Source organism: Micromonospora sp. NPDC049274 (assembly GCF_040678875.1).
GTDB lineage: Bacteria > Actinomycetota > Actinomycetes > Mycobacteriales > Micromonosporaceae > Micromonospora.
Map to the genome: position 1 here is coordinate 598192 of NZ_JBFAQS010000001.1, position 25297 is coordinate 623488.

The 25297-nt window shown below is 70.3% G+C and carries 22 protein-coding genes; 11 read left to right on the plus strand and 11 right to left on the minus strand.

Features of this window, described 5'->3' with window-relative positions:
* Window position 1 precedes the first annotated feature (1 nt).
* Entirely contained in the window at window positions 2-1021 is a 1020-nt protein-coding gene (locus AB0K10_RS02715; RefSeq protein WP_363679260.1) for a LacI family DNA-binding transcriptional regulator, read from the minus strand.
* 113 nt (window positions 1022-1134) lie between these two features.
* Here AB0K10_RS02715 and AB0K10_RS02720 point away from each other — a divergent pair, with 113 nt between their 5' ends.
* The 4 genes from AB0K10_RS02720 (at window position 1135) to AB0K10_RS02735 (ending at window position 8215) form a co-directional block, all read left to right on the plus strand.
* Window positions 1135-3579, plus strand: a complete 2445-nt coding sequence (locus AB0K10_RS02720; protein WP_363679262.1) for a glycoside hydrolase family 2 protein — start codon at window positions 1135-1137, stop codon at window positions 3577-3579.
* Window positions 3580-3699: 120 nt separating this feature from the next.
* Window positions 3700-4080 carry a nucleotide pyrophosphohydrolase gene (locus tag AB0K10_RS02725; RefSeq protein WP_363679264.1) on the plus strand — a complete coding sequence of 127 codons (381 nt, stop codon included), beginning with the start codon at window positions 3700-3702 and terminating at the stop codon, window positions 4078-4080.
* Between the two features lie 116 nt (window positions 4081-4196).
* Window positions 4197-6101, plus strand: coding sequence for a DUF2075 domain-containing protein (locus tag AB0K10_RS02730; protein ID WP_363679266.1), 1905 nt, complete (start codon window positions 4197-4199; stop codon window positions 6099-6101).
* A gap of 110 nt (window positions 6102-6211) precedes the next feature.
* On the plus strand, window positions 6212-8215 hold the full coding sequence (locus tag AB0K10_RS02735) for a DNA/RNA helicase domain-containing protein (protein WP_363679268.1): 2004 nt from the start codon (window positions 6212-6214) through the stop codon (window positions 8213-8215).
* Between the two features lie 223 nt (window positions 8216-8438).
* On the opposite strand, the gene AB0K10_RS02740 is transcribed toward AB0K10_RS02735, so the two are convergent.
* The 7 genes from AB0K10_RS02740 to AB0K10_RS02770 form a co-directional block, all read right to left on the minus strand.
* Window positions 8439-8900 carry a hypothetical protein gene (locus AB0K10_RS02740; protein ID WP_363679270.1) on the minus strand — a complete coding sequence of 154 codons (462 nt, stop codon included), beginning with the start codon at window positions 8898-8900 and terminating at the stop codon, window positions 8439-8441.
* Entirely contained in the window at window positions 8851-9498 is a 648-nt protein-coding gene (locus tag AB0K10_RS02745; protein WP_363679272.1) for a hypothetical protein, read from the minus strand. Before AB0K10_RS02745 ends, AB0K10_RS02740 begins: the two co-directional genes overlap by 50 nt.
* Complete coding sequence (locus AB0K10_RS02750) at window positions 9495-9755, minus strand: hypothetical protein (protein WP_363679274.1); 261 nt, start codon at window positions 9753-9755, stop codon at window positions 9495-9497. Before AB0K10_RS02750 ends, AB0K10_RS02745 begins: the two co-directional genes overlap by 4 nt.
* A gap of 15 nt (window positions 9756-9770) precedes the next feature.
* On the minus strand, window positions 9771-10034 hold the full coding sequence (locus tag AB0K10_RS02755; RefSeq protein ID WP_363679275.1) for a hypothetical protein: 264 nt from the start codon (window positions 10032-10034) through the stop codon (window positions 9771-9773).
* A 92-nt stretch (window positions 10035-10126) separates the two neighbouring features.
* The gene (locus tag AB0K10_RS02760; protein WP_363679277.1) at window positions 10127-10552 is read right to left on the minus strand and encodes a hypothetical protein; all 426 of its coding nucleotides are present in this window, start codon (window positions 10550-10552) and stop codon (window positions 10127-10129) included.
* A 302-nt stretch (window positions 10553-10854) separates the two neighbouring features.
* Window positions 10855-11049: a DUF397 domain-containing protein gene (locus AB0K10_RS02765; RefSeq protein WP_363679279.1), complete on the minus strand. Its 195-nt coding sequence runs from the start codon at window positions 11047-11049 to the stop codon at window positions 10855-10857.
* Complete coding sequence (locus tag AB0K10_RS02770) at window positions 11042-11923, minus strand: helix-turn-helix transcriptional regulator (RefSeq protein WP_363679281.1); 882 nt, start codon at window positions 11921-11923, stop codon at window positions 11042-11044. The genes AB0K10_RS02765 and AB0K10_RS02770 overlap by 8 nt, the downstream gene beginning before the upstream one ends.
* 242 nt (window positions 11924-12165) lie before the next feature.
* On the opposite strand from AB0K10_RS02770, the gene AB0K10_RS02775 reads away from it, so the two are divergent.
* From AB0K10_RS02775 to AB0K10_RS02785, 3 genes are read left to right on the plus strand one after another with little or no spacing between them, the layout of a single operon-like run.
* On the plus strand, window positions 12166-12417 hold the full coding sequence (locus AB0K10_RS02775; RefSeq protein ID WP_363679283.1) for a hypothetical protein: 252 nt from the start codon (window positions 12166-12168) through the stop codon (window positions 12415-12417).
* Window positions 12414-13172 carry a hypothetical protein gene (locus AB0K10_RS02780; protein ID WP_363679285.1) on the plus strand — a complete coding sequence of 253 codons (759 nt, stop codon included), beginning with the start codon at window positions 12414-12416 and terminating at the stop codon, window positions 13170-13172. Before AB0K10_RS02775 ends, AB0K10_RS02780 begins: the two co-directional genes overlap by 4 nt.
* Window positions 13097-14431: a hypothetical protein gene (locus tag AB0K10_RS02785; protein WP_363679287.1), complete on the plus strand. Its 1335-nt coding sequence runs from the start codon at window positions 13097-13099 to the stop codon at window positions 14429-14431. The genes AB0K10_RS02780 and AB0K10_RS02785 overlap by 76 nt, the downstream gene beginning before the upstream one ends.
* 61 nt (window positions 14432-14492) lie before the next feature.
* Here the strand turns inward: AB0K10_RS02785 and AB0K10_RS02790 are convergent, their stop codons facing one another.
* The 3 genes from AB0K10_RS02790 to ilvD form a co-directional block, all read right to left on the minus strand.
* The gene (locus AB0K10_RS02790; protein ID WP_363679289.1) at window positions 14493-16085 is read right to left on the minus strand and encodes a hypothetical protein; all 1593 of its coding nucleotides are present in this window, start codon (window positions 16083-16085) and stop codon (window positions 14493-14495) included.
* A gap of 188 nt (window positions 16086-16273) precedes the next feature.
* The gene (locus AB0K10_RS02795; RefSeq protein ID WP_363679291.1) at window positions 16274-17017 is read right to left on the minus strand and encodes a hypothetical protein; all 744 of its coding nucleotides are present in this window, start codon (window positions 17015-17017) and stop codon (window positions 16274-16276) included.
* A gap of 47 nt (window positions 17018-17064) precedes the next feature.
* Window positions 17065-18912 (minus strand): dihydroxy-acid dehydratase, encoded by a 1848-nt coding sequence (gene ilvD, locus AB0K10_RS02800; protein WP_363679293.1) that lies wholly within the window; start codon window positions 18910-18912, stop codon window positions 17065-17067.
* A gap of 111 nt (window positions 18913-19023) precedes the next feature.
* Between ilvD and AB0K10_RS02805 the strand changes: the two genes are divergently transcribed.
* The 4 genes from AB0K10_RS02805 (at window position 19024) to ilvC (ending at window position 25112) form a co-directional block, all read left to right on the plus strand.
* Window positions 19024-21396 (plus strand): bifunctional diguanylate cyclase/phosphodiesterase, encoded by a 2373-nt coding sequence (locus AB0K10_RS02805; protein WP_363679295.1) that lies wholly within the window; start codon window positions 19024-19026, stop codon window positions 21394-21396.
* Between the two features lie 188 nt (window positions 21397-21584).
* A complete protein-coding gene (locus tag AB0K10_RS02810; RefSeq protein ID WP_363679297.1) occupies window positions 21585-23468 on the plus strand; it encodes an acetolactate synthase large subunit in 1884 nt (627 codons plus the stop codon).
* A gap of 58 nt (window positions 23469-23526) precedes the next feature.
* Complete coding sequence (gene ilvN / locus AB0K10_RS02815; RefSeq protein ID WP_007456364.1) at window positions 23527-24042, plus strand: acetolactate synthase small subunit; 516 nt, start codon at window positions 23527-23529, stop codon at window positions 24040-24042.
* A gap of 56 nt (window positions 24043-24098) precedes the next feature.
* The gene (ilvC, locus tag AB0K10_RS02820; RefSeq protein ID WP_363679299.1) at window positions 24099-25112 is read left to right on the plus strand and encodes a ketol-acid reductoisomerase; all 1014 of its coding nucleotides are present in this window, start codon (window positions 24099-24101) and stop codon (window positions 25110-25112) included.
* Window positions 25113-25297: the final 185 nt, after the last annotated feature.

Sequence of the window (25297 nt, forward strand, 5' to 3'; positions counted from 1 at the left end):
TTCACTTCCCGCGCGGCGGTGCGGTACTGCCGCGCGGGGTCAGCTGTGGGCTCTCGTCCTGCACCCGCGTCGCCGGCTGCCCGGCGATGACGGCGAGCAGGTGGCGGGCGGCGTGCGCCCCGTACGCGGGGATGTCGCGGCCCAGCGCTGTCAGGGGCGGGTGCACCAGCCGGCACAGAGGAGAGTCGTCCCAGGCCACGATGGACAGGTCGTCCGGCACGGTGAGGCCCATCTCCTGGGCGACCGAGAGCCCGGCGACGGCCATCACGTCGTTGTCGTAGATGACGGCGGTGGGCCTCGTGGCGGAGCTGAGCAGGCGGCGGGTGGCCCGCCCACCCTCCTCGCCGCTGTAGTCGGAGAAGACGGTGACCGCGTCGGCCAGGCCGAGTCGCCGGCACACCCCCGCGAAGGCGTCGGTGCGGATCTCGGTGTGCAGCAGGTCGGGCAGGCCGCCGACCCGGGCGATGCGGCGGTGGCCCAGCGCCACCAGGTACTCCACCGCCTCGGTCAGCGCCGCCGCGTCGTCCGACCAGAGGCTTGCCAGCTCGCCGGTGCCGCCCGGCCCGCCGATCACCACGGCCGGCAGTTGGAGCTGGTGCAGGGCGGGGATGCGGCTGTCGTCGGTGCGCAGGTCGCAGACGAGCACCCCGTCGACCCGGCGCTCGCCCCACCAGCGCCGGTACACCGCGATCTCGGCGTCGTGGTCGGCCACCACCTGGAGGGTCAGCGCGTACGAGCGGGCCGAGAGTTCGGCCTCCACGCCGCTGATCAGCGCCATGAAGAACGGCTCGACGCCAAGTGTCCGGGCGGGCCGGCACAGGGCCAGACCGACAGCGCCGGCCGTGGCGGCGGAGAGCGCCCGCGCGGCGCTGCTCGGGCTGAACCCGATCTCGGTGGCGATGGCGAGGATGCGCTCCCGGGTGGCCGCCGAGACGCCGGGCTGCCCGTTCAGGGCGTACGACACGGCGCCCTTGGACACGCCGGCGCGACGCGCGACGTCCGCGATGGTCGGCCGCTTCACCGGCGTGCTCCTTGGTCTCTGGTGCCGTTGACAGTCCCGAAATCCGAACCGTACGGTTGCTCAGCTTATCCGGTTCAGTAGGCATCTTTCGATGCAGAAGGTGCGGTGACATCGTGAGCCGACAGGGACTCTACGACGGCTGGACCGTGCGGGCGACGCCCGCAGCGCAGGTGCCGGCGGAGGTCGTCGGTCGGTCCGTGCCGGCGACCGTGCCCGGTTGTGTGCACACCGACCTGCTCGACGCCGGGCTGATCCCCGATCCGTACCTCGACGACAACGAGCTGTCCCTGGCCTGGATCGGGCGCACCGACTGGCACTACCGGACGACCTTCTCTGCCCCGGCCGGCGACCACGACCGGGTCGACCTGGTCTGCGCCGGCCTGGACACCGTCGCCACCATCCGCGTCAACGGGGTCGAGGTCGGCCGTACCGAGAACATGCACCGCTCCTACCGGTTCGACGTCGGGGCGCTGCTGCGCGACGGCGACAACGACCTGGCAGTCGCGTTCGACTCCGCCTACCGCTACGCCGAGGCGCAACAGGAACGGCTGGGCGACCGGCCGAACGCTTACCCGGAGCCGTTCCACTTCATTCGCAAGATGGCCTGCAACTTCGGCTGGGACTGGGGGCCCACCCTGGTCACCGCCGGCATCTGGCAGGACATCGCCCTGCACGCCTGGTCCACGGCCCGGCTGGCAGGCGTCCGCCCGCTGGTCACCGTGGACGGTCGCGACGGCCGGGTCGAGGTGCACGTCGAGGTCGAGCGGGTCGCGGACGTCCCGCTGACCGTCCGCGCCACAGTCGCCGACGCCCATGCCGAGGTCGTCGTTCCGGCCGGGCAGCGCACGGCCGTGCTGAGAGTCACCGTCCGTGAGCCCGCGCTGTGGTGGCCCCGGGGGTACGGCGAGCAGGCGCTCCACCCGCTGGACGTGACCCTGCACGCGCCGGACGGCGACACCCTGGACACCTGGTCGCGGCGGGTCGGCTTCCGCTCGGTGCGGCTGGACACCACGCCCGACGAGCACGGCACCCCGTTCGTGCTGTCGGTAAACGACGTTCCGGTCTTCGTGCGGGGCGTCAACTGGATCCCCGACGACGTGTTCCCCACCCGGATCACCAGGGACCGGCTCGCCGGCCGGTTCGACCAGGCGATCGGAGCCAACGTCAACCTGCTGCGCGTCTGGGGCGGCGGCCGGTACGAGTCGGAGGACTTCTACGACCTCGCCGACGAACGAGGGCTGCTCGTCCAGCAGGACTTCCTCTTCGCCTGCGCCGCGTACCCGGAGGAGGAGCCGTTCGCCAGCGAGGTCGCCGCCGAGGCCGCCGAGCAGGTGACCCGGCTGACGCCCCACCCGTCGCTGGTGCTGTGGACCGGCAACAACGAGAACATCTGGGGCTGGCACGACTGGGACTGGCAGGAACCCCTCGCGGGGCGCACCTGGGGGCGCGGCTACTACCTCGACGTCCTGCCCTGCATCGTCGGCGAGCTGGACCCGACCCGCCCGTACTGGTCGGGCAGCCCCTGGTCGGGCACCGAGACGATCCACCCCAACGACCCGGCGCACGGCACCACCCACATCTGGGACGTGTGGAACACCGACGACTACACGAAGTACCGGGAGTACGTGCCGCGCTTCGTCGCCGAGTTCGGCTACCAGGCACCACCGACGTACGCCACCCTGCGCCGCTCGATCTCCGACGAGCCGCTGGCGCATGACTCACCCGGGATGGCGCACCACCAGAAGGCCGCCGGCGGCGACGGCAAACTCCAGCGCGGCCTGGACGCGCACCTGCCCGCCCCGGCCGACTTCGACGACTGGCACTACCTGACACAACTCAACCAGGCGCGGGCCATCCAGCTCGGCGTCGAGCACTTCCGGTCGCACCGGGACGTCTGCGCCGGCACCATCGTGTGGCAGCTCAACGACTGCTGGCCGGTGACCTCCTGGTCGGCCGTCGACGGCGACGGCCGCCGCAAACCCCTGTGGTACGCGCTGCGCCACGCGTACGCCGACAGGCTGTTGACCGTGCAGCCGCGCGACGGTGGCCTGGCCCTCGTCGCGGTGAACGAGACAGGCGAGCCGTGGCGGGCGTCGGCCTCGGTGACCCGGCTGAACCTCGACGGGGAGCCTCGGGCGAAGACGACAGTCGAGCTGGACGTGCCCGCGTACTCCGCGGTGCCGCTGGCCCTGCCGGCGGACCTGGCCCGGCCGGACGACGCCCGGCGTGAGCTGCTCGTGGCCGAGGCTGGCGTCGAGCGCGCGCTGTGGTTCTTCGCCGAGGACCGGGACGTCGCCTGGCCGGCGGCGGCCTGGGACGCGACTGTCGAACCTTGTGACGGAGGTCAGCGGGTCCGGGTCACCGCCCGGACGGTGCTGCGCGATCTGACTCTCTTCCCGGACCGCCTGGACGCTTCCGGCACAGTGGACAGAGCCCTGGTCACGCTGCTGCCCGGCGAGTCGGCAACGTTCACGGTGCACGCGGCCGGGCCGCTGGACGAGGCAGCGCTGATCACCCGCCCGGTGCTGCGCTGCGTCAACGACCTGCCGACGGCTTGATCCACACGACTTCACCAATATCGCGGTGTCCGAGTCGAGCGGATACCGCGACATCGGCGAACTCGTGTGGATCACCCCGGCGCCGCTGAGCCGTGAACACTGGCGTGTGAGGATCTGAGCATGGTCAGCCGGTCGGAAGAGGGATCCACAGGTAGCGTCACCCAGCTCGCCGAGCAGCTCCGCCAGTTCGCCGAGGAGCGTGAGTGGCAGCAGTTCCACACGCCGAAGAATCTGGCGATGGCGCTCTCCGGCGAGGTCGGCGAACTGCTGGCGGAGCTGCAGTGGCTGACACCGGAGCAGGCGGCCCAGGTCATGGCGGACCCAGAGGCCGGTGCGCGGGTACGCGCCGAGATCGGCGACGTCATGATCTATCTGGTCCGGCTCGCCGACGTCCTCGACATCGACCTGGTGAACGCAGCTACCCACAAGCTGGCGGACTCGGCCCGGCGTTATCCCATCGAGAGCGCGAGAGGGTCCGCGGCGAAGGCGCCACGGTCGTAGTCGCTGATTGATCTTCTCGATACAGTCATGGCCGTAAGGCGGTCCGACGGGCTTCCGGTGCACGGATATGCCCCCCATCCGCACGATCATTTCGTGCTGCCCGGGGGCACCTGTCGATGTCGGCATACCGTACGTCCGCTGCTGGTCTGTTGCGTCTCGCCACCGATGGCAACCTCGTCGAAGTGCTGACCGAGCGGGCCCGCCACGGCGGTCACGGAGTCAGTCCTGCCGAGAAGCGATCCTGGGCCCGTAGCCTCCCGGTGCTCGCACAGGATCTCGCCGACGCGGGCTTGGCTGAGGTCGAGGTGCTCGTCGAGTACCAGCTGCCGTTGACCAGCCGACGCGTCGACGCGGTTCTGGCCGGTATCGATCCGCAGACTGGCGATGACTCCTACCTCGTCGTGGAGCTCAAGCAGTGGTCCTACGCCACGGCCTACGAGGACTCCGACACCCTCGTGGCCGTCGAGCAGGCGCGTGGGCCTCGCCTGCATCCCGGCATCCAGGTGCAGGACTACTGCCGCTATCTCGCCGACTTTCTGGGCGTGCTCGGCCGCGACGAGAAGCTGTTGCGGGGTGCCTCGTACCTGCACAACGCGGTGGATCGCGACGTTGCCGACCTGCTCGCCCGGCCGGCCACGGAACAGAGCCGGATCTTTACCGGGCAGCGTCGTGGGCAGTGGCTCGATCACCTGAGGAGCCGATTCGCGCCCGCCTCGGGAGCCGGCCCGGCGGACCGGTTCCTGACCAGCACCGTGCGCCCCGGCCGGCATCTGCTGGCGTACGCCGCCGCGGAGCTGAAGGAGCGCTCGCACTTCACTCTGCTCGACGAGCAGCATGTGGCGTACGAGCTGGTCATGCACGCGATCGAGCGGGCGCGGACGGCGAACCACAAGCGGGCGGTGGTGGTGGCCGGCGGGCCGGGAAGTGGGAAGAGTGTCATCGCCCTCGCGCTCCTCGGGGAGCTGGCCCGACGGGGTCGGCCGGTGCTGCACGCCACCGGCTCGCGGTCCTTCACGCAGACGCTGCGTCGCTACGCCGGCCGGGGATCGACCCGGATTCAGAGCCTCTTCAAGTACTTCAACAGCTTCATGGACGCCGACCCGAACGACATCGAGGTGCTGCTCTGCGACGAGGCGCATCGGGTGCGGGAGACGTCGGTCAACCGCTACACGCCCAAGGCACGTCGGGACGTCGCGCGTCCCCAGCTGGAGGAACTCATCTCCTTCGCCCGGGTGCCAGTCTTCCTGCTCGACGAGCATCAGGTGGTGAAGCCGGGCGAGTTGGGCAGCGTCGAGGTCATCTCTGCCTCCGCGAAGGAGCTTGGCGTGGAGGTCGATGTCGTTTCCCTACACGACCAGTTCCGTTGTGGTGGCAGCGAGGCGTACGAGGAGTGGGTTCTCGACCTGCTGGGTCTGGATGGCGGCACGCCGTCGGTCTGGACCGGCGACGGCCGTTTCGACGTGCGGGTCGCCGAGTCGCCGGAGGAACTTGAGGCGTACCTCGCCGAGCGGCAGGAAGTGAGTGGCACGGCCAGGATGTCGGCCGGCTACTGCTGGCCGTGGAGCGATCCTCGGCCGGACGGCACGTTGGTGCCGGACGTGACGATCGGTGACTGGGCGCGGCCGTGGAACGTCCGGAGTGAACGCAGTGTCGGAGAGGCGCCGGGGAGCGCGTTCTGGGCCACCGACCCGAACGGTTTCGGCCAGGTCGGCTGCGTCTACACAGCGCAGGGCTTCGAGTACGACTGGTCAGGGGTCATCATCGGCCCGGACCTGGTGGCGAGGGACGGCCGGTTGGTGACTCGCCGCGAGGAGTCGAAGGACTCGTCGATCCGCAGCCGCAAATCCGTCGGCGACGGGGAAGTGGACCGCTTGATCCGTAACACCTACAAGGTGTTGCTGACCCGGGGCATGCGCGGCACGGTGCTGTACGCGACGGACCCGGAGACGCGGGAGTTCCTGCACAACCTGGTGCGGGTCCGGTGGGCCCCGGAGATCAGATTTGCGGACGAAGCCGGGTAGCGGCAGCTACACAGTGTCGATACTGTGACCGTCAGTTCAGCGGATCGACGGGCTTCCTGAGCAGGACATGCCCCCACCGCACGAGATCTTCGTGCCTCGGGGGCCTGTCAGTGCTGGCGTTCCAAACCACACCCAAGCAGATTCTTGAGCTTGCCGAGGCGAAGCAGTTGGCAGCCCGGGTGGCTGCCCACCAGTCCGCTGCGGGCTTCGATGTGAAGGCCAGCGAGCGCTTCTCCTGGGAGGAGAGTCTCCCCGCGCTGGCCAGGGAAGTCACCGCGGCAGGGCTCGGTGACCTCGACGCACTGGTGGAGTGCCAGCTTCCCCGCAGCAGCCGACGGATCGATGTGATCATCGCCGGTGTCGAGCGATCGTCGCAGCGGCCGGTTTACGCCGTTGTGGAACTCAAACAGTGGAGCCGGGCGAGCGTCTACGACGAGGCGGAGAACTTGGTACGAGTTCCGGGGATGCGTGAGCCGCAGCCGCACCCCGCGCTGCAAGTCCAGACATACTGCTCCTACCTGGCTGACTTCCTGCCCGTGCTGTGGGAATGGCCGGGGTCGGTGCATGGTCTCGCATTTCTGCATAACGCCGACCGTCATCAGATCCCCGACCTACCCCCTGGCAGCCTCTCCGCGCCGACTGAACGGCGAATGATCTTCACCAAGGACCGAGCTGAGAATCTGCGCACTTACCTGCGGGAGCGGTTCGCGCCGTGGCGGGAGAGGGCAGCGGCCGAACGGCTGCTGAACGCTCACGCCCGACCGAGCAAGCAGCTTCTGGCTGTGGTGGCGGACGAGGTGGCGAGTCGCCGCCATCTCGTGCTGTTGGATGAGCAGCGTACGGCGTACGAACTGGTCATGCGCGGGATCCGCTGGGCGGACCGAGGGCGGCGCAAGCGGGTTGTGCTGGTCTCCGGCGGGCCGGGCAGCGGCAAGAGCGCCATCGCGCTCACGTTGCTGGCGGACCTGGCCCGGGAGGAGCGTCCCGTCGCTCATGCCACCGGGTCCAAGGCCTTCAAGAAGACCGTCCAGGCGTACGCCAGGAGGCAGCCCCGAGACCCGGAGCAGCGAACGACACCGGTGTTCAACTACTTCCTGGACTTCATGAAGTCGCCGCCGAACAGCCTCGATGTGCTGATCTGCGATGAGGCCCACCGCATCCGTAACAGGTCGACCCGCCGCGGCGGGTTCACCGGGAAAATCCCGCAGGTTCACGAACTGATCGCGGTCGCCAAAGTTCCGGTGTTCCTCCTTGATGACGATCAGGCGGTTCGTCCGAACGAGGTGGGGAGCGTGCGGATGATCCGCGAGGCGGCGGACAGCTTGGATCTCGAGGTGGACTACATCCATCTCGGCGCGCAGTTTCGCTGCGGCGGCAGCCCTCGGTACGAGCGTTGGGTGATGCACCTGTTGGGGCTGGCCGAAGGTGCCACCCCCTATCGATGGTCGGCCGATGACGACTACCGCGTCGCGCTGGCCGCCTCACCGCAGCAGATGGAGGATCTGCTGCGACCACGCCTCGCTGCCGGCCAGTCTGCTCGGATCTCAGCGGGATTTTGTTGGCCTTGGCACGAACTACCCCGCGGCGGCCAACTTGTTGCGGATGTGTCCATCAACGACTGGCGGAGACCGTGGAACGCTGCCAGCGACCATCCACCGAGGGGCATCCCGTCTGGCTCCTACTGGGCTACCGATCCGCGGGGCTTCGACCAGATCGGCTGCATCTACACCGCGCAGGGCTTCGAATACGACTGGTCCGGCGTGATCCTGGGCCCGGATCTCGTGTTCCGTGACGGACAGCTCCGCAGTGAGCCGACGAAATCCCATGACAGCGCGATATTCAGGAATGGGCGGGTCTCGGAGGGCGCCGACCGCTTGATCCGCAACGCCTACAAGGTCCTGCTCACGCGGGGCATGCGAGGGACGCTGATCCATTCGGTGGATCCGGAGACACAGGAGTTTCTCGCCAACCTGGTGCCACCGCCCCGTACTCCAGTGCAGACCGCGCCAGGCGTCGTGCAGGTCGTTCAAGAGAGCCCTCGGCCTCCCGTTCGAGGGGAACAGCCGGCGCACACCGCAGCGGGCACTGCCGATGCCAAATCTCAGAAGCATTGAGGATCGGTGTCGGAATGCCGATTCTGGCAGGGCACCTGCGCCCTGCCGTCGTCGGGGATGGACGAGCAGGTCGACGGCAAGCGTGATCGTCAATGGGTTGGATGGGCGGAAAGGCCACCCGATCCTGTTGCAGGCGGATCCATGCGAGCAATGCACGACGACGGGCAGGCGCTGTGAGAACGAGGATGCCTCGACGTTTCCTGTCAGCGCTGCCTCGCCCTCCTCAGGATCTTGAGGAAAGGCCGACTGCCTCGGCGAGCAGGGCGTCCAGCTCGCTGTCCGACAGGTTCTCTTCGGTCAGGATCTTCTGCACCGTGGCCGCCTGGATGCGGCCGATCATCTCTTGACTGATCGAGTAGTCGATCGAAGGATCAATGATCGACATGATGAGCGTCTCGGCTGCTTCGGCGTTGATGTCCGGTCCGCCGTCGCTGAGCCCTGCTCTGAGGTCCCCGACAAACGTGATGACCTCAGAACGCCCGGCGGTTTCACCGAAACGACGGTCGACGGCGAGGAAGAAGACCGCCGCGAGAAAGCGTGGAAGCCCGTCCCACCCTTCGGCGTCAAGCCGTGCCTCGACCGCGTCGTTGGCGGCGTGATCACCGCGCACCATCGTGCGGATGTACTCCGGCAACTCAGGCTTGATCATCATCGTCTCGCTTCCTCGCTCGTCGAGCTTTGCCATGGTTCCATATCGCCTTTGCGGTCACCGCCAACGCGCCGGCCGCCATCACTACGGCGGTCACTGGGCTGTCGACCTGCGGCTGTTCGTGAGCAGGTGTGGGCTGCGGGCTCGTCGTGCCGCTTGTGCCGCCCTCCTTCTGCTGCTTGAAGAACTTGAAGACCTCCTTGGCGCTGGCCTCGGCGTCCTTCAGGCTGTCCTCGGTGTTGTCGGCCTTCTGGACCTGTTTGCGCCAGGCAATGTCGGCCCGACGTCCGCGCCTCTCGGCTTCGGTCACCAGACGTTCCCCGGACGGGGAGGCGTCCTCCCCAACGGGTCCGGAGGCTGCGGCACCGGGGGCGATGGTGTTCACATATCCGGTGATGTGTCGGGCAGCGTCGGCTAGAAGGCGGGCGTAGCGGCCGGCTTTGTCGCGGGCCACCTCGGCATCCGCGACAGCGGCGCTCAATCGCTGGTCACTGCTACCCCGCTTGACCGCAGCCAGGTGTGTCACGGCCTGTTCGGCATCCGCCCGGGCCCGCAGCGCCGTGACGGCGGCGGCATCGAGCTTTCCGCGTACGGCGAGAAGCTGCGCGACAACCTCGGCGAGGCTGCCGCTCATCCGAGGCGGGTGAGGTAGTCGGCTGCGTGTTTGACGGTGTTGTCGAAGCGGCGTCGGGTCGGTTCGACCTCTGCGCTGGCGGCGGCAAGCGCCTGATGTGCTGCCGTTACGTCCTCGTTTCGGCTGCCCTGCAAGACGGCGTCCGCCATTCGGGTCGCTGCCTCCGCGTCGGAAGCGGCCTGGTCGAACACCCGACGCCCCTGACGGGCAGCTTCGATGGCGGCGCGAAGGGACGCCTTGACCTCGCCAACGCTCATCGGTGTGGCCGACGCTCAGCCGAGGACGCTGATGTAGCGGCGTGCCGCCTCCGAGCTGCCCTGCACCAGGGCCATGGCTTCGGCCAGGCGCTGCTTGCTCTGCTCGCCTCGGGCGATGGCCTCGGCGATCGTCGGGTGGCCGGTGCCGGCAGAGATGGCGCGTAGCCGGGCCAGCATCTGTTCGGTGTTGTCGGCGGCGGCCCGAATCTGGCTGATCGTGGCGTTGCCCTGCTCGGCGGCCTGCATCAGCGCTGCCTTGACTTCCTCGATGCTGGCCATGCCGCCCTCCGTCTGACGATCGCGCAACGAGTTCACGTTTGCGTGGTCGGACGGACACTATCGGAGATGACTGTGGCACGCAGCCCCGCTGGTTACAGGTATTCGGCAGCCGTGCGCTCCACGTCGGTGATGAACTCTTCAAGCTGCGTCCTGGTGAAATCACGGTCTTGGAGCAGCTTGCCGAGGAACACGATCTGCATCTGGAGGGCCGTCTCGGGGCTGAGGTTGTCGATCAGCCCGACCTCACCGAGGGCCGCGCGGACGAGCACTTCCATCTCCGGGGCGGGCAGCGACTCCGCGCCCGGAAACTGGGTACGCGTCTCGGCGACGAAGCGGGCAACGTCAGTGGGGGAGTGGGCGGCAGAGAAGTGGTCGTTGACGGCGATGGCGAAGGCAGCGCCGATCACCTGGTAGCCGCCCCGCCAACCGGAGGTCTCCAACGCGTCCAGGAGATGGTCCACCGCGCCCCAATCACGCCGTGCCATCGCGCGGATGAGGTCGCCGAAATCGGTCCGCACGCTCACGACCTCGTGACCCCTCTGCTCCTTGCAGATCGATTGAACGGAGCGCTAGACGAGTAATTCCTGACCCTGGCTGGAGCGGTGGGCGCAGCCGGCGGCCGGCGGTAACCGTCGGTCAACTCGGTGGGGGCGGATGCGGTGGTAAGCGGTATACCTCAGAGTCATATTCATACCCTGAGGTATACCGCTCAACAGCACAACGACACGGCGGGCAACGCAGATCGCCGGCGCCCTTCGCCGCAGCCCCAGCCCTGCACCGGGTGGGTGTCCCAGGAGGCCCCGCGACACCCACCGAATCCTCAGCGGGAAGTGCGGGCCGAGCCCACGAAGCTGGCCCAGGCGGTGGGGGTGAAGGTGAGGGCTGGGCCGTGCGGATCCTTGCTGTCACGGACGGCGACGATGCCAGTCAGGTTGTCGGCAACCTCAACGCAGTCGCCACCGTTGCTGCCACTACGGGTGCTCTTACGCCATCGAGCACGGGTCAGATCAGCCATGGTGAACCTCTCCGATGATCTTATTGATGAGGTGCCTCGATTGTCCTTCATCGAGGGCGAGCTGATCCAGGCTGGCCCAGACCTTCTCGTAGGCGCTGAACTCGTCTGGGCGATCGAGGTAGAGCGCTCCGGTCCATGACTCGCTGTAGATGACCGGCGGTTCTGGTGTTGCCCGGTTGCCGGGCGGGAACTCCAACATGACGAAGGTGCCCGCCTCGACTCCGCGATGGAGGCCGACCGCCAGCGGCAGAACCCGGATGGTCACGGATTCGAGCTCAGCAACGTGAAGCAGGTGGTGTAGCTGCTCGGACATCGTGCTTCGGTCGCCGACGACGCGGAGCAGGGCACCCTCGGAGATCACGACGTCCAGTTCGGGTGCTGCTGGTAGGCGACGCGTCAGCAGCGACTGTCGTTGGAGTCGCACCTGAACCAGCCGATCGCGTTCGTCGTCGTCGACCTCGGACCGGTGTTGGTAGACGGCGAGCGCATAGCCTCGGGTCTGCAACAAGCCGGGTATCAGCGATTCGTCGTAGCGGCGGATTCGGCTCGCGGCGGATTCGAGGCCGACGTACAGCTCGAACCATTCCGGCACGGCATCGCCGTACGCGTGCCACCACCCCTTGGCTCTGGTCTCGCCGGCCAGGGAGGTCAAAGCCCGCGTCAGCTCGCCCGTCGCCCCGTACAGCTCGCACATCGCTCGGACGTCGACCCCGCGCACCGAGCCGAGCCCGCTCTCGATCCGCCACACCTTCTGCCGACTGCACTCCAGCGCCTCGGCGACCGCGTCCAGGGTTGCCCCCGCCTCGGTGCGCAGGTCGCGTAACGCCCTGCCGAGCTGCCGTCGGGGCACCGTCGAGCCCATGTCGTCGGTCACGCGGCTCTCCTTCCTGTTGAATTTTGCAACATCCCGACGGCCGTTCTGCAACAGGGGAATGTTGCCCACAAATAACGGAACAGGGTGAGTCGACAATCATTGCGATAGCGCCTCTGACCTTACAAGATAGGTCCGACAAAGGCGACGACGCGCAATTCCCGTCGGCCGCCGATTTTTCAACCAATCCGTCAGTGAGGAGAAGGCATGTGCGCGTTTCTTCGAGCCGAGCCGACGGCCGTCCAATGAGCCCTCGCTGGGTGGCGCACCTGCCGTTCACCGCCGCCGATCTGCCGGCCGCCCAGCACTTCGCCGGCACCCTGGCTCGCTCCCTGACCTTTCTGCCCGAGGTGGACGCGGGCGAGACCACCGTCTCGGCCGAGGACGAGCAGGGCGTACGCCATCGGGTCTTCTGCGACCTGCCGCTCGACGGTGGCCGGCGGTGCGTGCGCCGCGTCGAGCACGACGGTGACTGCACGGCCCGGCGGTGTCGGTGACCGCCGCGCCCGTCGTCACCTGCCCCGACTGCGACGGGATGACCTTCACGCTGGACCCGTGCCGGTGCACCACCTACGGCGACCGGTTCCTCGTCGACGCCGAGGTGCTCGGGCCGCGCCGGGAGGCGTACCGGGGCTGCGAGCAGTGTCACGGCGCGGGCAGCATCGCGTACCCCTGTTATCGCTGCGGTCGGCGCGGCCGGCGGCGAGCGCAGCTCGTGGTCACCGTCGCCAACCTGGACACCGGCGCGGTCGCGTCCCACCAGGTCGTGCCCGGCGGCCTCGAACCCCACCGCGACCCCGCGGGCCACTGGGTGGTCGCCCTTGCTTCCCGGGTACGCGAACTCGCCGCCAGCGTCGGCGCGATCGTGACCGACGCTGACGTGCCGTCGCTGTGGCTGGACCGGCAGTGGCGACCCGACCTGCCCGCCGCGCAGCGGCACGAGCTAGAGGCCCACGCCATCCTGCGCGCCGATCACGCTCCCTGGCGGCTGGTGCTGGGACGGTCGAGCGCCGCGCCCACCGTCGACCTTGCCGCCCGCCTGGCTCGGTTTTGCGCGCTGGCCGACCTTCTGCTGCTCGACCTGGTCGTCGAGGCCCGCCGGCAGGGTCTCGGGTTCGGGTGGGCCCTCCGATATGAAGTGCCCGGCTCCCCGGTGCCGCCCGGCACAACCGCCTGGTGTCAGGACCGTCGGAGGCGCTGGCCCGCACCGACGTGGCCGGCGCGCTCACCGGTCTCGCCGAGCGCGGCCTGACCGCCCCCGCCCGGCTGTTGCGTCCCGACTCGCCGCGCCCACCCGGTGCCCCGGCCATAGACGTCGACCAACTCGAACGCCGCCTCCTCGCCGACTGCGTCGACCCGGCCGGCGGCGAAGAGCTGCCCGGCGCGCAGGCCCTCTGGCGGGACGGCCGCTGGTGGCACACCACCCTGCGCCCCGGCGAGGCGATCGAGACCCTCGCCGAACAGCCCACCGGGCAGGTGGTTCGCAGGGTGCGGGTGCCGTTGCACCGTGGCTACGAACCGCCCGACCCGTCCTGGCTGGGTGCACCCGTCGAGTGGCGGCCCTGCCCGGACTGCCGGCCGCACAACCGGCTGCGCGCCTGCGACTGCCGGCTCGGCGACCGGCCCGCCGACTCCGACTGCCCGCACTGCTGCGGCGCCGGCCTGCGCGCGTCGGCGCTGCGCTGCTACACCTGCGGCGACACCCACCGCCTGTACCAGGCCGTGCTTGTCACCGTCACCGACCTGCGGCACCGGGTGGTGCACCTGACCTGGCAGGCCGGCACACCGGAGGTTGCGCCGCTGGTCGCCACCCAGCCCAACGGTCGGCCCGTAGTCCAGCTCCCCGACCGCTACCGGCTCGGCTCCTGGGCCGCCGTCCTCGGCGCGCGACCCGAGGACCTCCGCGACGCCGATGGCGGGCACGACCTCGACCGGAACCTGCGCGACGGGTACGTCACCCTGCCCTGGGCCGGCGCCGACCCGGTGGGGGAGTACGCGCGCAGCGCCGGACGGGGCGCCGCAGCGGGCCGCCTGATCGTGGTGGCGGCACCCCCGGACGCGCCGCCGCTGGCCGAGTTGCTGCGGCTCGCCCTCGGCCTCGACGTGGCGCTCGTGGTGACCGTGTGCGACCTGCGGCACAACACCGGCGACCCGCTGCTGGCCGACGGTCTGCGCTGGTCGGTCGAGGTGAAACCGCGCGACGCACCCGTCCTCCCCGACGACCTGCCCTACCGGCCCAGTCTTGCTGCCGCCCTCGCCTGGTGCCGGGAAGGTCTCACCGACGCGGTCGCCAGCGCCGTCCCGGCCGACCCGGCGGTCCCGATCCCGGTGCCCTGGTCGGGGCCGCGCGACCTCGCTGGCGACCCCGAGCCGGATCTGCTGCGGCTCGCCGCCCGGCACGCCGGGCAGGCGGTCACCGTGCGCTTCACCCGCGCCGGCTGCGCCGTGCACCGACACGACGACGACGGCCTACGCCTCCTCGCTCAAGCCCTCGACCTGCGCGGTGTCTAGACGACGGCGCGGCCCTCTCCCGAGTGGGGAGAGGGCCGCGGAGAACTGCGGGGTGCTGGGGTCAGGCCGCCGGCAGGCTGGTGAACACCAGGGGCCCGGACGGTGCCGGAGTGCCGCCGTTGGGATAGCCCCACCCGGCGGTGTTGCCGGCTGCGGTGGTGAGCGAGAAGCCCACCGTGTACGTCCCCGGAGGCAGTTCACGGAAGGACACCGGCAGCGAGACGCGCCCGTCGGACCCGACCCGGATGCCGCCGACCGAGCCGCCCACCGAGTGGCCGAGGGAGTTGTAGATGGTGGTCGAGAAGCCGTCGATGGGAGCGAGCGTGACGTCGTCGATAGTGACGTCGACGTTGATGCCGTTCGACACCTCGTCCGGGCGGGCCTCGGTAGGGCTCAGGGTTGCCGCGGTCGCCACTGGCCGGGCCGTATCGGGCAACCGGGTGGCCCGCAGGTCGAGCGCGGGCCGACCGTAGGGGGCGCCGTACGCCGAGAGCGCGCCGGCCTCGTCGGTGAGCAGGATGCCCTCGATGGCGCACGAGGTGCTCAGCGTGCTCAGCACCACCGGGAGCGCGTACGTGCCCGCCGGTCCCTCGGTCAGCACCTGGTTCCAGGTCGAGCAGCCCAGGGTCTCGACGGTGGCGGTGAGCTTGCCCTGAGCGCCGCTCGCGGTGAACGTCAGAGTCGTCGTCGCCGGCCCGCGCCAGTTGTTCACCTGCGTCGGGTTCAGAGCGAACCCGGTGGCGCTGATGGCCTCGTTGCGGGTGACCCGCACCGTCGGCGCCTGCAGGCCGGTGTAGCGCTTGGTGTTGCCGGCCCGGTCGGTGAGGCTGACCGCCTTCACCGTCCAGTCGCCGGTGGGGCTGCCCGCCGGCAGGGTCACCGGCACGTGGCACTCGACACGCCAGAGGTCCCAGTTCTGCGCGTCACCGCAGAGCAGGCCGCCCTGGTCGCTCTGCGTCAGCGTGATGGGCGCGACGACCTCGGCGGTGCCGGGTCCGTCCAGCACGAGGCGACCCTTCCAGAAGCCCGCGCCCGATTCGTCGAAGGCGTACAGGCCGAAACGCAGGGTCGCGCCGGAACCATCGTCGTACACCACACTTTCGGTGGGTGGGTCGAGCCAGACGTACTCGGTCGTCGGCGGTGCCGTGTCCGGGGTCTGAGTGGCGGCCAGCACGGCGGCCGGGCTGATCCTGTCGCCGGACAGGGTTCGCGTGGTGCCCTGGTCGTCGGTCGCGGTGATCTTCGTGACGCGGTAGGTCACCGGCGCGGCCGGGCCGTACTCGGTCAGCAGGAAGTCGTATGCGTATGTTGCGCTGGCGATGCCGCCCGTCTGCGGCGAGACCACCGGCCAACCGCCGTTGAGGGCGAACCGGATCTGCTCCAGCGGCCCGAGCGCGGTGGTCCCGCTGTAGGCCTGCACGTAGATGCTGCCGGCGAGATCGCGGGCGGTCGTCGACGTGTCGGTGACGGTCCAGTTGAGAGTGACTGTCGCGCCGCCGGTGGTGGTGTCGACGTGGTCGGTCGCGAACGCGATACCGGAGAATCCGATCGTGGGCTTCGGCGCCGCTGCGGCCGGCGCTGCCGCCGCGATCAGCACCGTGGCGGTGGCGGCGGTCAGGATGCGGGACAGTGTTCGAAGACGCGCAGGAGCCATGGTGTCCTCCCCCGTGTGGTGTGCGGTCGGACCACAGTGGCCCGCCGGCATCGGCCCGCCAGACGGTGGACCGGGCTCGCAGCGTAGTCGATGCCTACGACGGTGTGCGGGGGACATCTCGGCCACCTATCGCGCTCCCCGTCGGACGCGGCGGCAGGCCGTCGGCTCGCGGACCGCCGTGGCCCGCGTCAGCGTGGGCCGTGACCGAACTGGCTGCTCAACGCCGTGCCGGCCGTGCAGGGCAGCTCCCCGGGGGCGAGCTGGATGTGCGACGGCCGCCAGGTCTGGGCGCCGGACGCGTCGACCCGGGCCAGGAGACAGTCGTACTGGGAGGCGCGCAGGGCCACCCCGACCGTGTCGCCTTCGGTGGTGAATTCCCGGCGTACGGCGGGGTCCAGTCCGAGCGCGTCGACGGCCTTGCGGATCCGGGCCTCGTCCGGGCCGGCGGGGCCGAGGGCCTTCTCCAGCCGTCCGTCCACCCCGTCCAGTGTGGGGTCCTTCTGGATCGGCAGTGGGGCGTCGGCGGGGCAGCCGATGTCGTCGTCGCGGCTGTCCCGTTCGGGGCCGAGCTGGAATCGGAAGCAGACCTCTTCGTCGCCCTTGTCCGTGTGGCCGTTGCCCCGGGTGCCCTGCCCGTGTCCGGTGATCCGAAGCACCAGGGTCACCCCGGTCTGCCAGTGCGTTTCGCCGATGACGCTCAGCACTGCCACGTCGGGTTCCTGCCCCGCGGTGTGCGCGTAGTCGGCCGCCCGGTACAGGTGGTCCTGCTTGAACCGCGTCTCGATCCGGTCGGCGGTCTCGGTCGCGTCGGCCACCGCGTCGTCGTGCCAGATCGCCTCGGGTGGACGCAGCGCCCACCAGATCACGCCGGCCAGCAGGAAGGGGGCGAGCACGAGCGGGGTGACGATGGCGAGCAGCGTGCGGGGGGGCATCTCGGGGAGTATGCCGGGCAGCGACGTGTGCCGCTGCCCGGCGACGACTACTCCGGGACGCGGCGGTAGGCGCCGTCGCTGGCCGAGGTGGCCATCGAGGCGTACGCGCGCAGCGCCGCCGACACCGGCCGCTGCCGGTCGGTCGGGGTGTACGGCTTGTCGCGCTTCTCCTCGGCGACGCGTCGCGCCTCCAGCTCGTCCTCCGCGACGTTGAGGGAGATCGACCGGCCCGGGATGTCGATGATGATCTCGTCGCCCTCGCGGACCAGGGCGATCAGCCCGCCGGAGGCGGCCTCGGGGGAGGCGTGCCCGATGGAGAGCCCGGACGTGCCGCCGGAGAAGCGGCCGTCGGTGAGCAGCGCGCAGGAGCGGCCCAGCCCGCGACCCTTGAGGAACGAGGTGGGGTAGAGCATCTCCTGCATGCCGGGGCCACCCTTCGGCCCCTCGTAGCGGATCACCACTACGTCGCCGGCGACGACCTGCTTGGCGAGGATCGCGGTCACCGCGTCGTCCTGCGACTCGTACACCTTCGCCGGGCCGCGGAAGGTCAGGCAGTCGTCCGGCACGCCCGCCGTCTTCACGACGCAGCCCTCCGGGGCCAGGTTGCCGTGCAGGATGGCGAGACCGCCGTCGGCGGAGTATGCGTGCTCGCGGTCGCGGATGCAGCCCTCGGCGGCGTCGGTGTCGAGCGACGACCAGCGGTTGGTGGTGGAGAACGGTTCGACGGTACGCACCCCGCCGGGTGCGGCGTGGAACAGCTCGACAGCCGTCGGCGTCGGTGAGCCGCCCCGCACGTCCCAGTCGGTGAGCCACTGGGCCAGCGAGGGGGAGTGCACGGCGTGCACGTCGCGGTTGAGCTGCCCGGCCCGGTCCAGTTCGCCGAGGATCGCCGGGATGCCACCGGCGCGGTGCACGTCCTCCATGTGGTACTTCGGGGAGTTCGGGGCGACCTTGGCGAGGCACGGGACCCGCCGGGAGATGGCGTCGATCTCGGCGACGCCGAAGTCCAGTTCCGCCTCGCGGGCGGCGGCGAGCAGGTGCAGCACCGTGTTGGTGGAGCCGCCCATCGCCACGTCCAGGGCGACCGCGTTCTCGAAGGCGGCCTTGGAGGCGACGGTGCGGGGGAGCACCGAGTCGTCGTCACCGTCGTACCACCGCTTGGAGATCTCCACGACGGTGCGGCCGGCCTCGACGAAGAGCGACCGGCGCGCGGCGTGGGTGGCAAGCGTCGAACCGTTGCCGGGCAGCGCGAGCCCGATCGCCTCGGTGAGGCAGTTCATCGAGTTGGCGGTGAACATCCCCGAGCAGGAGCCGCAGGTGGGGCAGGCGGAGCGTTCGATCTCGCCGAGCTGGTCGTCGGTGACCGCCTCGTTCGAGGAGGCGATCATCGCGTCGATCAGGTCGATCTTGCTGTGGACGACGCCCTCGATCGCCGCCGTCTTGCCGGCCTCCATGGGGCCGCCGGAGACGAAGACGGTCGGGATGTTGAGGCGCAGCGCGGCCAGCAGCATGCCCGGGGTGATCTTGTCGCAGTTCGAGATGCAGACCAGGGCGTCGGCACAGTGTGCGTTGACCATGTACTCCACCGCGTCGGCGATCAACTCCCGACTGGGCAGGGAGTAGAGCATGCCGCCGTGGCCCATGGCGATGCCGTCGTCGACAGCGATCGTGTTGAACTCCCGGCCGACGCCACCGGCCTCGGCCACCGCGTCGGCGACCAGACCGCCCATGTCCTTCAGGTGGACGTGACCCGGCACGAACTGGGTGAAACTGTTGGCGATGGCGACGATCGGCTTGCCGAAATCGTCGTCGGTCATCCCGGTGGCCCGCCAGAGGGCCCGGGCGCCGGCCATCGTCCGACCGTGTGTGGACGTCCTCGATCGCAGCTCAGGCATGCGTACCAGCATGACACCGCCGCCGCGTCAGGCATCCGGAGTATCCGCCGTGTCCCAACAGATGCACATCCGGTCTCCCACGGCGTGCGCTCATCCGGCACTCTTGATGGCGTGCATCTCCCCCCGGGCATGGTCGCCGTCGCGGCGCTGAGCGGCGTGGTCGCCGCCGCGGCGACCGTGCTGCTGACCGTTGTCGCCCGGCGACGCAGCGGGCCGCACCGACCGGCGCACCTGCTGCTCGCGGCGGCCGCCGGGACGTCCCTGGCCAGTCTGCTGGTCGGGCTGGTGGCCGTGCTCTCGACGAGCGACCACTGGGTCCACGAGCAGGGGCAGCGCACCGGCTGGGCCACCGTGGCGGCGATCGGGACGGCGGTGAGCGGTCTCGCCTTCGCGGCCGGGCTGCTCCGGCTGCCGGGGGTCGCCGCCACCGCTGCGGGGACCGCCCGGCTCGCCCTGGACGGTCTGACCATGGCGGCGGCGCTCTGGTTCGTCGGCTGGGTGTTCTTCTCGGAGCCGACCCGGCTGCTCGGCGCCGCCACCCCGATGGCCTGCCCGGCGATCCTGCTGGCGACGGTGAGCGCGGCGCTCGGCGCCGGCCTCGCCGTGATCGTCGTCTTCCGGGCCGCCGCCCCGCGTCAGCGGCTGGCCGTGCTCGCCGCCGGGATCAGCGCGGTGAGCTGCGGCGGGCTGGGCCTCAGCGCGGGGCTCTGCCAGGCGGGGCCGACCATGGCGCTCGCCGGCGCCGCGGTGGTGGCCGCCGGCCTGCTGACCGTCGCGCTCGCCGTCTACCAGGCCGACCGGCCCGGGCACGTCGAGCTGGACCTGATCGGTCGCGACGGCGAGTACGCCATCGCCCCGATGCTGGCCATGGCGGCCTCGGCGATGTACCACCTGCTCCAGGACGGGCGGTTCACTGCCCCCGCCATCGTCGCCGGCAGCGTGGAGGGCTTCGCCCTGGTGGCCCGGCAGTACCTCACCCTCAAGGACGTCCGGGACTACGCCGGCCGGCTGGCCGAGCGGGAGGCGCACTTCCGCGAGCTGGCGCACACCGACCCGCTGACGTCGCTGGCCAACCGGCGGGGGCTGCTGCGGGCGCTGCACGACGGCGCCGAGGCCGGCACCCCGTGCGTCCTGCTCGGTCTGGACCTGGACGGCTTCAAGAACGTCAACGACATGCGGGGCCACGACGTGGGCGACGCCGTGCTGGCCGAGGTGGGCCGCCGGCTGCGCGGCAACCTGCGCCCGGGCGACGTGGCGGCGCGGCTCGGCGGCGACGAGTTCGCCGTGCTCATGCCGGCCCGGCCGGCCGAGGCGGACCGGGTGGCCGAGCGGCTGCTCGGCGTGCTCAACCGGCCGTACGACCAGCCGGAGGGCCCGGTCTTCCTGTCCGTGAGCATCGGCGTGGCCGGGTGGGCCGGCGAACCGGACGTGGAGCTGCTGCTGCGCCACGCCGACCTGGCGCTGCGCTACGCCAAGCAACGCGGCAAGAACCGGATCGAGCGTTACGACGCCGCGTACGACCAGTTGCTGCGCCGCCGCACCACGCTGGAGCACGAGCTGCGGGGTGCGATCGAGCGCGACGAGCTGCGGCTGGCCTTCCAGCCGGTGGCGTCGCTGCCGTCGGTGCGGCCGGTCGGCGCCGAGGCGCTGCTGCGCTGGCGCCACCCCGAGCTGGGCAACATCCGCCCGGACGAGTTCATCCCGCTCGCCGAGGAGTGCGGGATGATCGCCACCCTCGGGGCGTGGGTGCTGCACCAGGCCTGCTACCAGCTCTCCCGGTGGCTTGCCGACGGGCACGACGTCTGGGTCTCGGTGAACGTCTCGCCGCGCGAGCTGCACGCCCCGGAGTACGTGGTCCAGGTCGCCGAGGCGCTGCGTGCCCACCACGTGCCGCCGCAGCGGCTGGTGCTGGAGGTCACCGAGCACGCGGTCGCCACCGACCTGGACGAGCTGATCCGGCGGTTGACCGCGTTGCGGCTGACCGGCGTACGGATCGCGCTCGACGACTTCGGCGCCGGTTACTCGTCGCTGGGGCAGCTGCGCCGCCTGCCGATCGACATCCTGAAGATCGACCACAGCCTGGTCGCCGAGCACGAGCCGGTGCGTCCGGTGGGCCAGGACGGCCCGGCGTTCGCGCCCATGGTCGACATCGTCATGCGGCTGGGCCACCAGTTGGGCCTGGAGGTCATCGCCGAGGGGGTCACCACCCCTACCGAGTTGGCCGCTGTGGTCGCCGCGGGCTGCCGGTTCGGGCAGGGCGCGCTGTTCGGCTGGGGAGTGCCGGCCGAGCACCTGGAGGCGATGCTGGAGGCGGCCACCTCACCGGGCGCGCGGCCCGCCCCACTGCCCGCTCCGCGCCGGGTTTCCGGCGGGTCCGGGCAGGTCATGCCGCCCGGTGACGGCGCGGCGTCGGCCGACTCGCCGCCCTCCGTCAACCAACATGTGGGATCAGTTGACTCATCGCGTGAGATGCGTCAGGCTTAGCCGCATGTCGTCGTACCGGTCGCTGCGAGTACTTACCTGAGCGCACTCTCCCTCATCGAGAGTGCGCTGGCCCCGTGCATCTGCACGAGGGCCGTTTTTATTGCCGTCGGAACCTGTCGCGACGGGCCCACGCCCGCCTCGCACCGCTGAACAAGCCCCAGCCACTCCAGCCGAAGGCCAGAACCGCCATGACGAGACCCACGCCTGAGACCCTCGCCCACACCGCCCGGCGGGCCCGCGCGACCGCCGACCCGGCCGGCGCCGTCGACCCCGCCGCCACGCGCCCCGCGGCCACCCCGGCCGTCCCGGCCGTACGGACAGCCGCCCCGGCCCAGGTCTCCGGCGCCGGCTCGCTGGTGCGGTCCCTTGAGGCGCTCGGCGTCGACGTCGTCTTCGGCATCCCGGGCGGCGCGATCCTGCCGGCGTACGACCCGCTCTACGACTCCACCGTCCGGCACATCCTGGTCCGCCACGAGCAGGGCGCCGGGCACGCGGCGACCGGGTACGCGCAGGCCACCGGCAAGGTCGGCGTCTGCATCGCGACCTCCGGCCCGGGTGCGACAAACCTTGTCACGCCGATCGCCGACGCGTACATGGACTCGGTCGCGATGGTGGCGATCACCGGCCAGGTGGCCCGCCCGTCGATCGGCACGGACGCCTTCCAGGAGGCGGACATCCAGGGCATCACGCTGCCGATCACCAAGCACAACTTCCTCGTGCAGACCCCCGAGGAGATCCCGCAGGTGCTGGCCGAGGCGTTCCACCTGGCCAGCACCGGCCGGCCGGGCCCGGTGCTCGTCGACATCCCCAAGGACGTGCTCCAGGCGCCGACCACCTTCGCCTGGCCGCCCACGCTGGACCTGCCGGGCTACCGGCCCACCCTGCACCCGCACGGCAAGCAGATCCGCGAGGCGGCCCGACTGATGGCCGGCGCCCGCCGGCCGGTGCTCTACGTGGGTGGTGGGGTGCTCAAGGCCGGCGCCACCGAGGGTCTGCGCAAGCTCGCCGAACTGACAGGCATCCCGGTGGTCACCACGCTGATGGCGCTCGGGGCGTTCCCGGACTCGCACCGGCAGCACCTGGGTATGCCCGGCATGCACGGCACCGTCGCGGCAAACTACGCCCTGCAGAAGTCCGATCTGATGGTGGCGTTGGGCGCCCGGTTCGACGACCGGGTCACCGGCAAGCTCGACTCCTTCGCCCCGGACGCGGCGGTGGTCCACGCCGACATCGACCCCGCCGAGATCGGCAAGAACCGGCACGCGGACGTCCCGATCGTCGGTGACGCCCGGCACGTCATCGACGAACTGATCGCCGCGGTGGCCGTCGAGCGGTCGGCGGGACGCGGCATCGACCTGGGCGACTGGTGGACCCAGCTGGACGACCTGCGCACCCGCTACCCGCTGGGCTACGAGGAGCCGTCCGACGGAACCCTCTCCCCGCACTACGTGATCAAGCGCCTGGGCGAGATCGTCGGCTCGGACGCGATCTTCGTGGCGGGGGTGGGGCAGCACCAGATGTGGGCGTCCCAGTTCATCTCCTACGAGAAGCCGTACACCTGGTTGAACTCCGGCGGTCTCGGGACGATGGGCTACGCGGTGCCGGCGGCGATGGGCGCGAAGGTCGGCAAGCCGGACACGGTGGTGTGGGCGATCGACGGCGACGGCTGCTTCCAGATGACCAACCAGGAGTTGGCGACCTGCGCGCTGGAGGGCATCCCGGTCAAGATCGCCGTGATCAACAACGGCAACCTCGGCATGGTCCGGCAGTGGCAGACGCTGTTCTACAACGAGCGCTACTCCAACACCGAGCTGGGCACCCACAAGCACCGCATCCCGGACTTCGTCAAGCTCGCCGAGGCGCTGGGCTGCGTCGGGCTGCGCTGCGAGACCGCCGACGACGTGGACAAGACCATCGCCGCCGCCATGGAGATCAACGACGCCCCCGTGGTGATCGACTTCGTGGTCGGCAAGGACGCCATGGTCTGGCCGATGGTCCCCGCCGGCACCAGCAACGACGAGATCATGTTCGCCCGCGGCGTCCGCCCGGTCTTCGACGAGGATGACATCTAGTCATGACCGAACTTTCCGAGCGCAGCGAGCGTCATGAAGGCATGACCGAGGAGACGCAGTGACGATGCACACCCTGTCCGTGCTGGTGGAGAACAAGCCCGGCGTGCTCGCCCGGGTCTCCGGCCTGTTCTCCCGGCGCGGGTTCAACATCGACAGCCTCGCCGTGGGCGAGACCGAGAACCCGGACGTCTCCCGCATCACCATCGTGGTCAACGCGGAGTCGTCCCCGCTGGAGCAGGTCACCAAGCAGCTCAACAAGCTGGTCAACGTGCTCAAGATCGTTGAACTGGATCCGCAGGTCTCGGTCGCCCGAGAGTTGCTGCTGGTGAAGGTCCGCGCCGACCGGGCCGCCCGGTCCCAGGTGCTGGAGACCGTCAACCTGTTCCGCGCCCGGGTGGTCGACGTCGCACCGGACACGCTGACCATCGAGGCCACCGGCACACCCGACAAGCTCGACGCGCTGCTGCGCGACCTCGAGCCGTTCGGCATCAAGGAAATGGTCCAGTCCGGGTTGGTGGCGATCGGGCGCGGCTCGCGTTCGATCACCGCCGGTCCCGCGCTGCGGGCCGCCTGACCCATCCGCACAGACCACGACGGGCCACCGAGGCCGTCGTACGAAAGGGAAGTCTCATGAGCGTTGAGGTGTACTACGACGACGATGCCGACCTCGGCCTGATCCAGGCCAAGAAGGTCGCGGTGATCGGCTACGGCAGCCAGGGCCACGCCCACGCGCTGTCGCTGCGCGATTCCGGCGTCGACGTGGTGATCGGCCTGCCGGAGGGCTCGAAGAGCCGCCCCAAGGCCGAGGAGCAGGGCCTGCGGGTCGTCACGCCGGCGCAGGCCGCCGCCGAGGCCGATGTGATCATGGTGCTCGCGCCGGACACCGCTCAGCGCAGCCTGTACGCCGAGTCGATCGCCCCGAACCTCGCCCCGGGCAAGGCGATCTTCTTCGGGCACGGCTTCAACATCCGCTACGGGCTCATCAAGCCGCCGGCCGAGGTGGACGTGGCGATGGTCGCGCCGAAGGGCCCCGGCCACCTGGTTCGCCGCCAGTACGTCGACGGCAAGGGCGTGCCCTGCCTGGTCGCCGTCGAGCAGGACGCCAGCGGCAACGCGCTCGCGCTGGCCCTCGCGTACGCCAAGGGGATCGGCGGCACCCGTGCCGGCGCGATCCGGACCACCTTCACCGAGGAGACCGAGACCGACCTCTTCGGCGAGCAGGCGGTGCTCTGCGGCGGCGCGGCGGCCCTGGTGCAGACCGGCTTCGAGGTGCTCACCGAGGCGGGTTACGCCCCCGAGGTGGCCTACTTCGAGTGCCTGCACGAGCTGAAGCTCATCGTCGACCTCATGTACGAGGGCGGCATCGCGAAGATGCGGTACAGCATCTCCGACACCGCCGAGTACGGCGACCTGTCCCGTGGTCCGCGCATCATCGACTCCCGCGTCAAGGACGAGATGCGCAAGATCCTCGGTGAGATCCAGTCCGGCGAGTTCGCCCGCGAGTGGGTCGCCGAGGACGAGGCGGGTCGGCCCAACTTCACCAAGTGGCAGGCCGAGGGTGCGGCGCACCCGATCGAGGAGACCGGCAAGAAGCTGCGCGGCATGATGAGCTGGGTCGATCGCCCGATCACCGAGACCGCCTGACCGTCCCACCCGGAACGGTCCACCGACGGCCCCAAGCCGGCGCTCTCCCCAGCGCCGCGCCCGGGGCCGTCCGGCATCTGTGACATCGATGCGCCAGGCCCACGTACTGGGAGCGAGTGACGAACGCCTCGGGCGAGTTCGCGGCGCGGAAACCGTTTCGACGCGGTGAACGGCTGATGTCCGTC